The sequence below is a fragment of the Dyadobacter sp. genome, from assembly GCF_039919315.1.
Lineage (GTDB): Bacteria > Bacteroidota > Bacteroidia > Cytophagales > Spirosomataceae > Dyadobacter.
In genome coordinates this window covers 256,280-272,033 of sequence record NZ_JBDSFX010000102.1, presented here as the reverse complement: position 1 = coordinate 272,033, position 15,754 = coordinate 256,280, and the positions used below count along the sequence as shown (strand labels likewise).

The window sequence follows — 15,754 nt, the reverse complement described above, 5'->3', positions numbered from 1 at the left end:
ACCGCCACTGATCAGATCAGCGGCGGCAACGTCATTTGAACTTATGTACTGTATCAGGCGCCTAGTGCTTTTCTGGCGTATTCTACACATTTAGCGGTTTCTTTGATTGGATCCGATCCGGCCGGGATTTCGTATTCCAGCTCGATCGTCGCAGGGAATTTGTATTTTCTAGCCCGCATGAGCTCCAATGCAGCAGTAATCGGCGTGTCGCCTTCTCCCCAAACCACATTGGCACCACCATTGGCCTTCGACTTACGGTCTTTCACGTGCATACTCACGATATGATCATGTTTTGCTTCGATCAAAGGAATCGGATCGAATCCGGCAGCCACATAATGTCCCATATCAAAGTTCATTGCATTGTATTTCGACTGGCCCAATGCAGTATCCCACCAGGTTGGCGTTTGCTGGGTATGGCCGTGGTAGCCTACATAAACCTTGTTTTTAGCAGCAATGTCGCCCAGGCGTTTGGTTTGAGCCGGGTCGTTAGGTAGTTCAATATTGGCCTGGTTTGCCCCCAACGCCTTGGCAGCACGGAATGCATAATCAACTTCTGCATCGGTATTTTTCTCTCCCAATGCAGACGGTTTGAATGCATAAATGCTCACGCCGGCGTCACTATACATCTTGCGTAGCTGCACAAACTTATCCATAGAAACCTTAGAACGCCATTCAGCCATTTTGGTACCGTACTCCGCCATAGCAGCTTTTTGTTCCGCTGTCATTTCCGGACGCTGTCCGTTGGCAGCCGGGGCCATATTGGGACGCGGCGGAGCCTCGGGCGCTCCGGCAAACTGCTCTCCTGTGGGGCCCATTAACTCTATCGCGCTGATATTACAATCGATACAATATTTCAGAATGTCTTCGGCAGTGCCTGGCATGCTGCGCCAGGAGTAAGTTATCGCCCCTACCTGTACTCCGTTGAAGAGAGAATTAGGTTTGCCCAGATTTTTGATATAGGCTGGCGCGCCGAAAACAGGAACACGCACGAGCGCAAAGCCTGCCGCTGCCAATGCCGATGCACCCAGGAACCGGCGTCTTGAAATTTCTTGATTTTCCATTAGGTCAGGTTAAAGTTTATAAACGCTTAATAATATCTGCCAACATACTTATTTTCCACAATGATCTTCTTCATTTTATGCGGGTTGATAGGCCCCTGCCCGGCGTATACGATTTTACCACCCGGCTCCACCAGCAATGTATAAGGCAAAGCGCCCTGCCATTTGGGATCTACTGCTTCGATCAGCTTATACTTATCGTCTACATTAAAAATAAAATTCTTGTTGGAAGCGTGCTTGCCTTGCAGGAATTTGAGTGCTTTATCCTTCTTGTCAGGACTGTCCGCGCTGATTGAAATAAATTCAAAATCCCGTCCACGGTACATATGGTGCATGGTCATAAAGTCCGGAAACTCCGTGACACACGGCCCGCACCAGGTCGCCCACACATTGATCAGCCTAAGCTTGTCCGATTTATTTTGTATCAATTCTCTGATTCCCGCTTCATCAATGGTTTCCAAACTCACTGCTTCCTTGGCCCAGCCAGCCTGCTCGTCCTGCACGCCATGTTCTTTTGAAATCCATTTCATGGAGCACCCAAAGGTTTTGGTAGTGGGAGCGGGTACCGGTTTCCCAGCCAGTAACGCTTCAATTGCATTTCTTGCGTCAATGTTTTTAGGAGTACCTGACGGTTTTTCGACATCATCAATGCGCCCGTTGTATTGTAGTTTTCGTTCTTTGTCAAAAATGAAAATGTGCGGCGTAGCAACCGGCCCGTAAGCATTGGCTATTTTCTGATCATTGCCGTCAAAAAGATATGGGAAGTTGTAGCTCATATCTTTCGCCCTCAGCTTCATTTCTTCATAAGTATCGCTGAGATCGGTGTAGCCGAGTTCGTCCAGCCGGATCGCTTTCGGATCGTTGGAGGATATGGCGACTACTGCTACTTTTTGGGCCTTGAAATCAGCGGTTAGCTTTTTGATCCGTTCCTCATAAGCCTGAGCGGTGGGGCAATGATTGCAGGTAAAAATAATGGCCAGTACGGGTGAGCCGACAAAACTTTTCAATGTATAACGTTTACCGTCAGTACCCAGCAGGTTAAAATCCGGAGCCGCAGCCCCGGTTTTCAAAGTAGCGGGCTGCTCGGCAAAGCAAACATTGATTAATGATGCGAAAACAAACAGAGCAATTAAAATCTTGTAAGATGCACGCATAAGAAACTCCTTTTTGGTTTGAGTAGTAATTTAAACCAAAAGTAGCTACGCTGCAATAAATTACTGTTTTTATCCCATATTCTTACTTCTTTGGCACCTCAACCTGGGCGGAAGTTTTCAAATATGCGACCAGCTCACTTACTTCTTTGTCGCTCAACGATTCCAGTAGTCCCGAAGGCATCATGGAAGCCGGCGTCACTTCGCGGGTTTGAATGTCGGATTTATTGATCGCCACCGCGTCCTGCCCCACGATCCTAAGCGTTACCTGGCGCTCCGTTTCCTTGGCAACATTTCCTACATAAGTACGACCGTCACGCGTTGTGACAACCACCATTTTATAGTCGTCCTGGATTTCTCCGCTGGGGTCAAGGATGTTACCTAACAAATAATCCAGGTTAGCACGATTGGAACCAGTCAGTTCCGGGCCGATGATGCCGCCTTCGCCGTATAGTTTGTGGCACGGCGCACAGGTTTTTTGGAAAACCATTCGTCCATGGCTTTTGCTAGCCTCCGCAACGGTTTTGTCTGTTAGCAGGCCTTTGTATTTTTTATATGCCTTTTCATCAAAAGCTACATGGTCAATCGGCCCCCAAACCTCCACAAAACCACTTCCTACCACCCGGCGCAATTGCCGTGCAACGTAGGTAGGGACGTCCTTTTTGGGAATTGTATTTTTCGAAATGGCCTGAGTAAGCAGCCAACCCGATTTGGATCGAGATGCCAAAGTTTGAATGATTTCTGATTTTTCAGCCGCATTGAATTTGGGATAATTCTCGATCAGTAATTTGGCAAGTGGCTCATTATCGTAGCCCGCCGCCGCCCGGATCGCATCCAGCCGCAAATCATTGTCATTCAAAAGCTTCGGCAATTCAGCCAATAGTTCAGGCCGCTGACGACTGGCAAGTGAGCGCAATGCTTTGGTACGCTGGTCAACCGGCGCATTTTTGTTAACCAGAGCAGCCAGATCACTTTTTGCAGCCTCGGTATCGCCGAATTGTCGCGACAATTCCAATGCCAGCGCCGCCGATTTTTTATCTGATTGTTTCAATTTGGTATAAACCGCATTCCAACTCGCCGGGGTTTTAATGTCCGTCCTGCCCTCCAAACCATCGCGCATTCCTTCCAGCAAATTCATTCTGTTGACAGACGCTTTTCCAATGGCTGCCACCAATGTCGGAAGCTGGTCCGCATCCACGGCGCGTCTGGCGATGAACTGTGTAAGCATTGGGATTTTAGTTTTCGAAGCCAGTTCCAATGCTTTCGACGGGTTTTCTTTTACTAATGGCTCAATTCCATACCAAATCATTTTGGGAATGTTATGATCTTCCGTGTCTTCCGAATGGGCTACCAAACCGGCAGCAACATTCCATTTCGAAGCAGCATTCATTCTTTGCAGTGCCGATGCCAGGTACAGCCGCACAACAGGGGACGCATCTTTGATAGCCATTTCTGTGAATTTCGAAACTGTTTCTTGTGACGGTTTCTCGTCCTCGCACAAAAACTGAACTGCCCAGGCGCGAACATAATCGTCCTTATCATTCAGTGCAGCTAACAATGTTTTCTGATCCAGATTTTGAGTCACCTGCAATGCCCACATCGCCCGTAGCCGATAGTCAGCGTTTGCATTTGATTTGTAAATACTGGTTAGCTTATCCAATGCTGCCCGATCGGTTTTTCCTTTTGCAATCCGGTTTTGCAAGATAAGCCTAGCTCGTCGGGCGTGCCATTCGCTTTTGCTGGTCTGCAGGTCTGCCAGTTGCATATCAGTCATTTTGTTCAGGTCGTCATAGCGTCCCTTCCAGTTTTCTGCCAATGAACTTTTAGGCGTAATCCTGAATATCCGCCCCGTTTCTGAATTCAATACATCCGAGCCGCAAATGTCCGCATCGTGCCAGTCGAGTACATATAATGCCCCTTCCGGCCCCACTTCCATACTAAATCCTACCCATTGCGCATTGTTGGCCATCATAAAATCATCGCCATGCTTGCCGCTGAAACCCGATCCTTTCGGAACCAAAATGTCCGACAGAATACCATGCTCATGAATGTTAGCCATGAAAATCTTTCCTTTTTCCGACTCCGGAAATGCGTCGGACAGGTACACCCTCGCCCCGCCATGCGCCGACCGGTGAGTATGGTCGGCAATGGTTTTGATATCATTGTAAACATAAGGATTGAAATGCTGGCCGCCCTGCCGGTGGTAAATCCCGCCCGGAATCACATGCCACAAATGGGGAATAACGCAGGCCGTGATCAGCAACTGCCCTTTCGCATCATAGTCGATCCCCCAAGGATTGCTGAAACCATGCGCTACTACTTCAAACTTGTTTTTGGTAGGATGGTACCGCCAAACGCCGCCATTGATATCCACGCCATCCTCTACTTTCATGTCTTCTGGAAAAGCATCGTTGTGCTTATAAATCTTGCCCTTACCGATCGGTTTGCCAACTTTTGATGGTGTCGCAAAACCCTGTAATCCATACAGCCAGCCGTCAGGCCCCCAGTGAAAGCTGTTCAATGTCTCGTGCCGGTCGCGGATTCCCCAGCCAGTCAGGCGCACTTCAATTTGGTCCGTATCGGCTTTATCGTCACCATTTTTATCGGGTACAAAAAGCAGGTTAGGCGGCGCGCCTATGAACACACCATCAAACCCCACCGCCAGCGCGGAGGGAAACGCGATACCTTCCATAAAAACCTTTTTATTATCAGCCACACCGTCATGGTCAGTGTCTTCCAGGATCAGGATCCGACTTTCACCCGAGTTGGAAAAACCTTTTCCGCGCGATTCATAATCCTTGTTTTCAGCGATCCACATCCGCCCGCGGTCGTCCCAGCAAAACGCCATGGGCTGGGTCATCATAGGTTCCGAAGCCCAGGCATTTACCTGAAAACCGTCTTTGATGGTCATCGCAGCCACTGCTTCCTGTGCACTCAGAAACTTGGCTTCCCTACCCTCTTTTTGCGCAATCGCCCAGAGTGCAGCGGTGTTATAAGTACCATTATTACCTATAAATTCTCCAAAAGTTTTATTCAGCTTCACATCACTGAACTCGCCGCTGTAAATCACCAGTTCGTGCTTAATGACTTCGGTTTCGCCTTTTTTAATGTGCCAATCAGCCTTGCGCGCCCGCGCCGGGCCTGCCCCGAGCTGACCGTCCACACGCCAGGTTTGCGGATAACCTTTATTTTCGGGATGGTCTAGGATTGCAATGTGCGCCAGGTCATCTCTGCCTTCCACCTGCATGCCAATGTCCACCCACATGGCTGCTTGTCCTTCCGCTTTTTCATTTTTTTGCCGGGCGGCATTCACTACCTCCCCCTTGATACCTTCTTTCCAGGGCATTCTCACAAACAGCCCACCATAGTCGTATTTTCCGATAGTTACCTCCGCTTTTGCCTCCCCGTTCCATTCCAGATCCAGTAAATATTTGCCGTCTTTTTGTCGCATGGACCAGTTTTGAGTCTCGGTCAATACAGCAGCGCCAGTCGAGTCCAGCAGGTCGTAAACCGTCTGCCACTTCACTTCCGTACCTTTTGCTTCAATCACTTTGGCCGATACACGGCGCCAGTAATCTCCCTCGGGGTGGTGAAAATAATCTCTTCCATTCACCCTGGTATATCCCCAGTAAATGCCGGTTTGATGTTTATGATGCCCCGGGCTGTACTCGGTTAGTACACCTTTTCCGTCCGGCGCGACAATGGGATGCAGGTAAGGCCGAAAATTTGCTTTCGCATTTTGTGTCAAAATAGGCTTATTTTCACTACCCCGAAAGATGCTGATTGTTTCCTCTTTTTCGTTTTGAACAATGCGCAGCGGCACTTCCTCAGCGACAGGCAATGAGGCTTTCTTTCCGGATGGCCGGAAATCATAACCGAAATAAAGTAGAAGGAAAATAGCAAAAAGCGGGGCGGACCTGACAATATTCATACGCTGTCTGATAATGGGTTGATCAGATTTATCTTGATTTCAAAGGATATTATTATGGTTAGGATAAGTAGGAACAGCTACGGAAATACTCACAAATAGTAAATGTGCCCGGCCGTAGCGTCAGATTAGGACTTTTAGGAAAGATTTTTTTAAATTTATAAGGAAGCAGCCCGGTCAAAAATTCTGAAAAATGACTTCTGTTAAACTCATTATACTCTTCATCATCATTACCATGATGCAACATCATGGAATAATTTACCGCACCGGAAAAAGGGATGCGATCAGGCTTGGCAGGGATGCTTTGAAAGATGCTGTTTTGCCCAGAAGCAGCAATTTGAATGGTTCCTGGCGACTTACCGAAGTAAATGATTCTGATCCGGCGATGACAGGGCAAGCGCACGTGGAGTTTCAAAGGCCTCCCAAAAATCAGGACCTGATGATGTCCTTTTTCCAGGATGGGACATTTACGCAGATTAAGGACAATGGCGAGTATAGTTTTGGCACATGGTCATACGATAGCCTTACCGAATCGGTATTTTTAACTTCCAATAAGAAAACAGAAGAGATCAGGACCGCATTTGGAGTAGGTGTAAATGGACTACGAATGCTCACTTTCGAATTTTCGCAGGACAATTCCATCTCGCTCATTGAAAATGCACGACGATCCGACCAGTTTAAGGAAGATCCGTTTTATGCTGAAAATAATAAATGGCGCCTCAAACCCACCGAGAATGAGAACGAGCGCCAGATCCGGGACCGGTTGAAAAATTACATTCTACATAACATTCGTATCCTCAAAGCGGCGGGTGCAAGGGAACAGGTGTATGTTTCAAAAGAATTTTCGGAAGGCATCATTAAGTTTTACAATGTCGGTATTGGCGTTGTAGAGAGGAAAAAGATACCGCAGACGTGGATAAACAGCTTTTATTCGAGAGAAAACGCATTGCAAGCATACGGTATGTTTGAGGATTATCTCCGGTACAGCGACCATAAAAAGCACGCTACCGGAAACTGGGTAAGGGATGATTCCAACATCCTGACAGACATTCACAATGGTCTGAAATAGCAGTTGCCGCGGACTTTTACATCCACGGCATCCGTTTTGAACCTTACTACAGAATATAAAATTTGTCGGCCTGAAAAGCCATAGGTACCTGCTGATCCTGCATCATTTGTTTCAAATCACGCTCGATATTACGCGAAATGGAAAGCATTGGCGTGTCAGTCGGTTTGTTTTCAAACGGGTCCTGCAGATGAATGGCCATTTTCTCAATCAGAAAAAAACAAGCCGTGATCACGATCAATACCGGTACCATCAGAAATCCGAACAAATCAACCAGCCCAAATGGCAGCAGTATAATAAAGAAATGCAGCGCCAGATGAATGTAAAGGCTATAAGTGGCCGGAAAAACCGTATTCTTGATCCGCTCAGCCTTACCCATCGAGTCGCATAGTCGCGTTATCGTGCGATCGATCTCCACCTGCTGATATGGATTGATCCATCCTTGCTTCAATGCATTGTTCAGATCTCGTGCGTGCAGCTGGATCAGGCCCACGTGCTTGTTATCGTAGTCTTTCACAAATTCGTATTCTTCCTCAGAAACAAACTTGCGGATCAGCGGCATTGGATCGTCCCTACGCAGGCCTTTTCCAAGGGCATAACACCAGGCGATCTGGCGTTTGATCATGCGATGCTTGAAAGCTTCAATGTGGTCCGGCTCGAAAGGACTCTCCATCAGGGAGATAATCTGTCGGCCCAGTGTCCGGGAATCATTCACAATGGCTCCCCAGATAATGCGCGCTTCCCACCAGCGGTCGTAGGCCTGGTTGGACCGGAAAGCCAGCAACAAGGATATAATCGTCCCCAATACCGTCTGCACGGTTAAGGGAATTGAAATGTTAGTAATGTGAAAATTCTGGTAAATGATCTCAATCGCAAATCCGTAAATCGTTACAAACAGGATTTCATATTTGATCTTACCAAAAATATATCGGATCGGAATGTTCTTTTTAAGCAGCATATCTTAGTTTGTTCGTCGAATGAATGTTTTCTCAGCTTGCTCTCAATAACTAGTAACGATCTGAACCAGAAAGCTCCGACACTCGGATCAGGTCCGTGTTCAGCAATGGGATACCAGCCTTTTTGATCACTGGCAGCGCGTCAAGACTACTTTTGCTAAGCTTTGGAACGCCGTAGTTTTCGGAGTAGGCAATGCAATCTATTTCATTTGCATCCAGGAAATTCTTGAATGAAGCGAGCTTGTTGCCGTAGTAAAAAGCAACGCGGATGCTTTTCAGTTTGGGTTCGTTGCAACCTTTCAATACCCTGCATTCCCGCCAGAAATCTTCGGATACCAATTCATATTCCTTTTCGCGGTAATTCGAAAAAAGGAGATCCTGAATGTCGTCCGCAACGTGAAAAAGATGTGTAAAAACCAAACGCACCTCTTGTGTGGAATCTCTCACAAGCGCCTCCGCTATCTGAACTGACTCGGGGCTGAAATCACTGGGAACCATAACCGTTTTCATATTTCTATCTTTTTGATTAACAATACATTTACCATAAAATTTGATAATGCAATGTTAGCGCAGAGATATTAGCACGGGCTAAAAGCCGGGTTATAATACGGTGAGAGAGTTATTAGAATGAGATGAGAATATTAAGATCTGATGTGAATCACTGGTAGCGGATAGGCAGCTGAATGCTGAAACGGGTACCCTCGCCTACCTGGCTAAGCACCTGGATGCTGCCCTGGTGCATGCGGATAATGTTGTTGGCCAGAGGCAGCCCAATTCCATAGCCTTTGTACTTCACTGTATTCGAAGCGCGGAAAAAGGGTACAAAAATCTGCCCGATCTCTTTGTCTGGAATGCCGATGCCATGGTCAATAACCTCCACGATGATATTCGTTTGATTGGCACTGATCTGAATGTCAACAGGCTTGTTATCAGAGTACTTGCAACTATTAAGAACAATGTTGGTCAAAGCGGCCTTCAATAGCGTTTCGTTGCCGTTCAGGCTCAGTTTTTCATCATCGTCGGGCAGGTTATCGAAATCAATTTTAATGTGGTTGGCCGGCATAATCATGTCTGCTGCTTCTTTTACGGAGAGGATCAGCTCGTCGATCCTGAGAATGCCCCATTGCTCTTTTTTTCCATCAAAACCCGTCTGGGCCAGGCTTAACATACTACTGGTGAGATGTTCCAGTTTCTCAGCTTCATGCAAAATTGTATTAAATGATTCTCTGGCGGCAGGTGGAAGCCCAGATACAGCAAGACCTAGCTGGGCTTCGCCGCTGATCACCGTGAGCGGAGTTCTGAACTCGTGTGAAGCATTACTGACAAAGTTATTTTGTATTTCAAATGTAATTTCAAGACGATCGAGCATGTCATTGAATGTGCTCGACAAGTCTGCAACCTCGTCCTCGCTGCCGTCATTAACCAGCCTCTGATGCAGATTATGAGCATTAATGCCTTTCACATTCCGGATAATGCGCCGGATCGGATTAAATACCTGGGCTGAAAAGAGTTTTCCAAAAGTAAAAACAAAGATCATGGAAATCAGAAACCCAATGAGCAACAGATTTTTGAGATTATCCATCTCTGCCAGCCCGAAAAGGTCTACCGCCGAAGAAATGATCACTAATTTCTGGTCACCTTTACTTATTCCCAGGCCCACATAAGAAGTATCGCCCCTGAAAAAACGCGTGGGGGTACCTGCTACAATGTCTTTGTAAAATGATTCGGGCAGCTGCAATTTCTTTTTAAAATGCCGTGTCTTAACAGAATCTCCACTCCAAATAACCCGGTGCTTTTCAAAAGGGAGGTCGCCAAGGTGCTTTTCCTTGAAGTCATAATACATAGAGGTTTTTGACTTATTCTCCTCCGCCGCCGCATGCCCCACAATGTCCGAACGGACTTCCAGTCGGTGAAAAAAGCTGCTGGAAATGCTTTCAGAGCCGAAAATGTAGATAAAAACGCTTAGAGCCATGATAATAGCCCCTGACAGGATCGTGAAGATCAGCGCAATTTTATTTTGGATCTTCATAAGTTTCCCGGATTACATATCCCATCCCAAAAACCGTATGTATGAGTTTGACAGGGTGATCTTTATTAATTTTCTTTCTCAAATAGTTAATGTAAACATCTACTACATTGGTACCCAGGTTAAAATTGATATCCCAGACATTTTCAAGGATTTCCATCCGGTTCAGCACGCGGTTGGTATTGTTGAGCAGGTATTCCAGCAGCCTGAATTCCGTAGCCGTCAGATCGATCAGCTGTCCTTTGCGTTTAACGGTTTTCGTTACCTTATCCAATACAAGATCGCCAAGCACGAGTAAATCCTGATTTTTCTCTTTTTCCGGCTCCTTACCCCTACGTGCCAGCGTCCGCAGACGGGCTTCCAGCTCAGCCAGCTTGAATGGCTTGGTCATATAATCATCGGCCCCGGCGTCCAACCCCGAAACGATATTTTCAGTGGTCCCCAGCGCGGTAAGCATCAGTATAGGCGTGATTGACTGAGCGTTACGCAGCCGCCGACACACTTCCATGCCATTGATGACAGGAAGCATTAAGTCGAGAATAATAATGTCAAATGCATGTCGAAGCGCCATTTCCAGGCCCGATTGGCCATCCATAGCTACCGTAATTTCATGACCGGACGCGGAAAGGCTCCTTTGAATCAGCGATATCACACTCGGTTCGTCTTCGATAAGCAAAAGCTTCATGCATGCACTAATTTTAAAACAAATTGAAGGATCTGTCAGTGGAGTTAACGCCAAAAAACTGCATTATAATTCATACATACAACATTTACCATAAATCCAACCTTTACAACTGCCAAAAATCATGCTAACTTGTAAAATCATTTAACATTCAAATTCCGGGACTTTGCAAACACGTTTACACTCGACGTCTCCTCAAACATTTACGCTTCTACGGACGGTGACGACCTTTTTAGCAATGATTTTACTTGCATTTCAAGTTCAATCCGCAGATCTGAAAGTAGTGCTGACCGGCAATACGGCGGACCTCAAAAATCCTGACGAATTATTTGACTTGATGGATCAATACCTTGCCAGCAGTCCCGGCCCGGTGTTGTGGGTACTCAACGGCGATATTTTTCCGGAATCCTTTTCAACTGAGCAGATTATAAACTGGAAACTCAAAGCCCATAGCGTCCTCGACCGCAGTCCGCAGCTGCAAATGCTACTGAACCAAGGGGACCGGGACTGGCAGGATTCGGGCCACGACGGCTGGAAAAAAGTACAGGCACTCGATAAAGCATTAAAACAAAATAAACATAATCGTTTTCACATTTTTATCGAGCACGGCTGTCCTGGTCCATGGACGTTTTCACTGCCCACATTGGAAGTTGTCATCATCAACTCACAATGGTGGAATCACCCGCACGAAAAGCCAATTCCTTCCTCAGATGTATGTTCCATAGCCGATACCGACAATTTTATTGAAGAATTGGAGGGAACGTTGGACGAAGTCAATAACAAAAATGTAATGTTACTCTCCCATTTCCCACTCGAATCGTTAGGGAATTACGGAGGTAGGTTTCCCGCCACTTCCTATTTATTCCCGCCGCTGATAGGCAATGCAATGGTAGCGTTCCGGCAAAATGTGGGAACCCATAAAGACATTATCAATGAGCAGTTTGACGCATTCCGGTATAAGCTCGATGGTGTTTTGCAGGATTACTCTTCCCTGATCTTCGCGTCAGGGCACGAGCGCAATCAATCTATTTCTAAAAAAGGACAGAATTTCTACATCAATAGCGGGGCAATCGCGGAGGGTAACTATGTTGCCAAAAGTAAAAAAATACCGCTGGCATCATCGAAAACCGGTTTTATAGAAATTGATTACAAGAACAATGGGGCCGTAGCCTATCAGCATTTCATCATCAACAACGGCAAGCTGGAAAAGGAACACGGTAATATCTTAATGCAATCCGCCTGTGAAAATTCCGGCGCGAACATTAAAAATACATTGTTCCAACCCTGCAAAAATATAGCGAAACCAGCCGACAAAATGGAAGTAGCTCATCGTAACGACACCATCATAGCCGGCGGCGCCGAATATGCCAGTGGAAATTTCAAAGAAAGCTGGCTGGGTAAGCATTACCGCGACTCCTGGACAGTGCCCGTGAAAGTACCCTACCTGAACATGGACACTACTTTTCAAGGTTTGGTGATCAACGGAAAAGGTGGCGGCAGGCAAACTACCTCTCTGAAACTGGTAGCTGGCAATGGTAAGGAATATGTATTCCGGTCGGTTAACAAAGATCCGTTCCGCGCGCTGAGCTATGAGTTGAGGGGTACCATTGTGTCCCAGGTTTTGAAAGATCAAACTTCTACGCAACAACCTTACGGCGCAATGGCGGTCGCGCCCCTTTTGGATAAAATCGGCATCCTGCATGCTTCGCCAGAGTTATATGTTTTGCCCAAAGACAATAAGCTAGGCACTTTCAAGGATGATTACGGAAACCTGTTTGGCATGCTGGAAGAGCGGCCGACTGATAAAATTGAGAAAGATAAAATTTTTGGCCGCGCCAAAGACATTGAAAAAAGCTTCAAACTATTTGACAAGCTCTACCACGACCACGACAACCGCGTCGACCACCGGGAATTCGCGCGGGCCAGGATCTTTGATTTGTGGATCGGAGATTGGAGCAAACACGAGGATAATTGGAAATGGGCGGGATATAAAGATAAAGATGGCGAATTGTTCCGTCCGATTCCCCGGGACCGCGATCATGCGTTTTCAAGGTGGGACGGCATCATTCCCTGGCTTGCAGACCGTGAATGGGGTATGCCGAATGGTGAAAATTTCGGCGAGCGCATTGTGGGACTCCGCAGCCTGATGTGGCAGGCTCGTCACCTGGATCGGTTCGTTGGAAATGAGCTGACAAAAAACGATTGGGTGCTGGCCGCAAAAGAAATCCAGGACGCTATTTCAGAGGCTGATATTACAGCCGCCATCCAAAAAATGCCTGTTGAAATTTATGCAAAAGATGGAAAGGAAATCGAGCGGAAACTAAAAATCAGAATAAAGGACCTGCAAACCTACGCAGCGCAGTATTATGAGCTGCTTGCCAGAGAAGTGGATATTGTAGGCTCCAATAAGGCTGAATATTTTAAAGTTAAACGCTTTGCCGACGGTTCAGTGTCGGTTACTGTTTTTGATGTAAATAAAGATAGTAAGCAGCCGATACCTTCCAAGATATATTACCACAGAACATTTAATACAGATGAAACCCGCGAAATAAGGCTCTTCGGCTTGCTGGGTGATGATGTTTTCGAGATCGAAGGAGAATCTGCAAAATCGATCCTCGTACGGGTAATCAGCGGCGGTGGTGACGATTCCGTGACGGATCATTCTCATGTAAAAAGCGGCGGCACTGCGACCCTGGTTTATGAAAAAGATGAAAACGGCAGGTTGGACCTTGGGACCGATGGACGGAAAATACAGCCCAAGGATGAGCATTTATACGAATACGACAGGAAGGCTTTTAAATACAACACTTATCTGCCGATCGGGCTGGTAACCTACAATCCTTTCACAGGGCTCGCGGTGCACGGCGGCGTGACATTCACGCGCCAACGCTTTGCTAAGCCTGATTTTTCTTCCAAACATACATTCAAAGCGTCGGTCAGTATCAAGGGAAATTACGAGTTCAGCTACGCCAATCAGTTCCGGCAGTTGATCGGCAAATGGGATGGAATTTCTCAGATCGCAGTTTCAAGACCGCTGAACTATAATTTTTTCTTTGGAGTAGGAAACGACACGAAGAAAAACACGGAACGGCAAAGCAATTACTACCGGGCGCAATACAACTCGATATCAGCCTCCGCAGGAGCTCTCCGCCAGTTCTGGAAGCAAAGCAAGATCGAGCTGACGGCCAATTATGAAATCGACGAAGGGATCAAGAGAAACAACAGTTATTTGTTTGATAATCCCGATGTATTTGGAGTCCAAAAAGTTAATCTGCTTTATGCGAAAGGAATCCTGAACCTCGACTTCCGTGACAGGGCGTCATTACCTGAAAAAGGATTTCGGGTGCAGCTAACCCAGCACGTCGGCCATGTTTCCAAATCCGATGATAAGATATTCTCTATTTCCGACCTCGAACTGGAACAGTACGCTTCCACGCACAGCAAAAATCCACTGACCTTCGGCTTGCGGCTTGGCGGAGGCATTACCAGTGGCCAGCTACCGTTCTACAAGCTCTTCTCACTGGGGCAATTGAATGATCTTGGAGGTTATAAAAGAAACAGGTTTACAGGCGAATCGAAAGCGTTCCTGAATACTGAGCTGCGCTACCAGCTGACCGAAACAAAGAACACATTTATCCCCTTGAAGATCGGAATCCGGGGTTTTTATGACGTAGGACGGGTATGGGCTGATACGGACCCTTCGAGTGCCAACTATTGGCACCAGGGCTATGGCGGTGGTTTTTACATCACGCCGTTCCGCGAGCAATTTGCCTTCAATATCAGTGCAGGGACCTCCAAAGAAGAATCCCTGCTACTCATGATCTCGATCGGGAGCTTTTTTAGGTAGTCCCTTAGCCTTTTTATTATTCTTCACATAATCAGCAACAGCTTCTTTCGTAGTCAGCCAGTTACGCCCCTCTTTATAAGCATCAATTTTCCCCTGGCGCGCAAGCCAGCTTACGTATTCGGCCCCATAGGGAACCGCTTCCTCCATCACAATCCGGGTAATCGGCTCATAGTCCCGGTCATAGCCCGGCGATGCATTGAGGTAAATATTCAGGCTTCGTTCCAGCGCCTGCGTCATCAGCAAGCAAAGTTTATGATACTGCCCTTTATTGGCCTGATTGAGCGCATCATAGTATTTTTTACGATCATTTTTAAGGATAATAGCGGGAGGAAAACCCGATCGCATTAAAAGCAAATTCATCGCCAACCGCACAGTCCTGCCATTACCATCAAAAAATGGATGTATCCAAACCAGTTTATGATGAAAAATGGTCGACAAAACGATGTCGTTTAAACCCAATGGATTAGAATTAGTAAACTCCACAAGCTCGTCCAACAAATCTGAAACCTTTTTCGCATTAGGCGGTGTAAAATTCGCACCCACAATCCGCACCCCGGCATTTCTGATCCGCCCCGCAAAATCGTCTTCAATACTTCTCAAAACTAACCCGTGAAGAGACAAAATATCAATACTACGCATCGCATATTCCGGATTTACCAGACTATACAGGTAATTAATCGCCTTTTCATGATTGTGAGCCTCAAAGTGCTCCCTTAACGATTTCCCTTTGATTGTAATACCCTCTTGAAGTATCAGTTGCGTTTCCCGAAGATTCAGTGTATTGCCCTCGATACTGTTGCTATTATAAGTCCATTCCAGATTGAGACCTTCTTTAATTTTTCTCAATACCGATTCCGGAAGCGGCCGAAATCGATTGATTTGGTCTCTTTTGGCAAGTAACCTGTCAAAAACAGGTTGCAGTTCATTAATATCGGATAGCTCTAAATTAAACATCATCAAAGATACAATTTTCATTCTGGTCTAAGAAATCCCCCTTCCAAAAACATCCAGGCACAAAAAAAAATGGAAGAATATTCTCC

The 15,754-nt window shown here is 46.5% G+C and carries 10 protein-coding genes; 2 read left to right on the top strand and 8 right to left on the bottom strand.

Features of this window, described 5'->3' with window-relative positions; all coding sequences use genetic code 11:
- Positions 1-53: 53 nt before the first annotated feature.
- The 3 genes from ABIO93_RS30695 to ABIO93_RS30685 form a co-directional block, all read right to left on the bottom strand.
- Positions 54-1,061: a TIM barrel protein gene (locus ABIO93_RS30695; protein WP_348073858.1), complete on the bottom strand. Its 1,008-nt coding sequence runs from the start codon at positions 1,059-1,061 to the stop codon at positions 54-56.
- Between the two features lie 26 nt (positions 1,062-1,087).
- Positions 1,088-2,212, bottom strand: coding sequence for a redoxin domain-containing protein (locus tag ABIO93_RS30690; RefSeq protein ID WP_348073857.1), 1,125 nt, complete (start codon positions 2,210-2,212; stop codon positions 1,088-1,090).
- Positions 2,213-2,294: 82 nt separating this feature from the next.
- The gene (locus ABIO93_RS30685) at positions 2,295-6,140 is read right to left on the bottom strand and encodes a PVC-type heme-binding CxxCH protein (RefSeq protein WP_348073856.1); all 3,846 of its coding nucleotides are present in this window, start codon (positions 6,138-6,140) and stop codon (positions 2,295-2,297) included.
- Between the two features lie 190 nt (positions 6,141-6,330).
- Here ABIO93_RS30685 and ABIO93_RS30680 point away from each other — a divergent pair, with 190 nt between their 5' ends.
- Positions 6,331-7,206, top strand: a complete 876-nt coding sequence (locus ABIO93_RS30680) for a hypothetical protein (protein WP_348073855.1) — start codon at positions 6,331-6,333, stop codon at positions 7,204-7,206.
- Between the two features lie 46 nt (positions 7,207-7,252).
- On the opposite strand, the gene ABIO93_RS30675 is transcribed toward ABIO93_RS30680, so the two are convergent.
- The 4 genes from ABIO93_RS30675 to ABIO93_RS30660 all read right to left on the bottom strand — a co-directional run bounded on the left by ABIO93_RS30675 (position 7,253) and on the right by ABIO93_RS30660 (position 10,870).
- Positions 7,253-8,161, bottom strand: a complete 909-nt coding sequence (locus ABIO93_RS30675; protein WP_348073854.1) for a bestrophin family ion channel — start codon at positions 8,159-8,161, stop codon at positions 7,253-7,255.
- Between the two features lie 49 nt (positions 8,162-8,210).
- Positions 8,211-8,669, bottom strand: coding sequence for a hypothetical protein (locus tag ABIO93_RS30670; RefSeq protein WP_348073853.1), 459 nt, complete (start codon positions 8,667-8,669; stop codon positions 8,211-8,213).
- Between the two features lie 148 nt (positions 8,670-8,817).
- Positions 8,818-10,188: a HAMP domain-containing sensor histidine kinase gene (locus ABIO93_RS30665; protein ID WP_348073852.1), complete on the bottom strand. Its 1,371-nt coding sequence runs from the start codon at positions 10,186-10,188 to the stop codon at positions 8,818-8,820.
- Positions 10,172-10,870 carry a response regulator transcription factor gene (locus ABIO93_RS30660; protein ID WP_348073851.1) on the bottom strand — a complete coding sequence of 233 codons (699 nt, stop codon included), beginning with the start codon at positions 10,868-10,870 and terminating at the stop codon, positions 10,172-10,174. The genes ABIO93_RS30665 and ABIO93_RS30660 overlap by 17 nt, the downstream gene beginning before the upstream one ends.
- Before the next feature lie 163 nt (positions 10,871-11,033).
- On the opposite strand from ABIO93_RS30660, the gene ABIO93_RS30655 reads away from it, so the two are divergent.
- Complete coding sequence (locus ABIO93_RS30655; protein WP_348073850.1) at positions 11,034-14,714, top strand: BamA/TamA family outer membrane protein; 3,681 nt, start codon at positions 11,034-11,036, stop codon at positions 14,712-14,714.
- Here ABIO93_RS30655 and ABIO93_RS30650 read toward each other — a convergent pair.
- Positions 14,679-15,671, bottom strand: a complete 993-nt coding sequence (locus ABIO93_RS30650; RefSeq protein ID WP_348073849.1) for a Fic family protein — start codon at positions 15,669-15,671, stop codon at positions 14,679-14,681. The genes ABIO93_RS30655 and ABIO93_RS30650 overlap by 36 nt on opposite strands.
- Positions 15,672-15,754 lie beyond the last annotated feature (83 nt).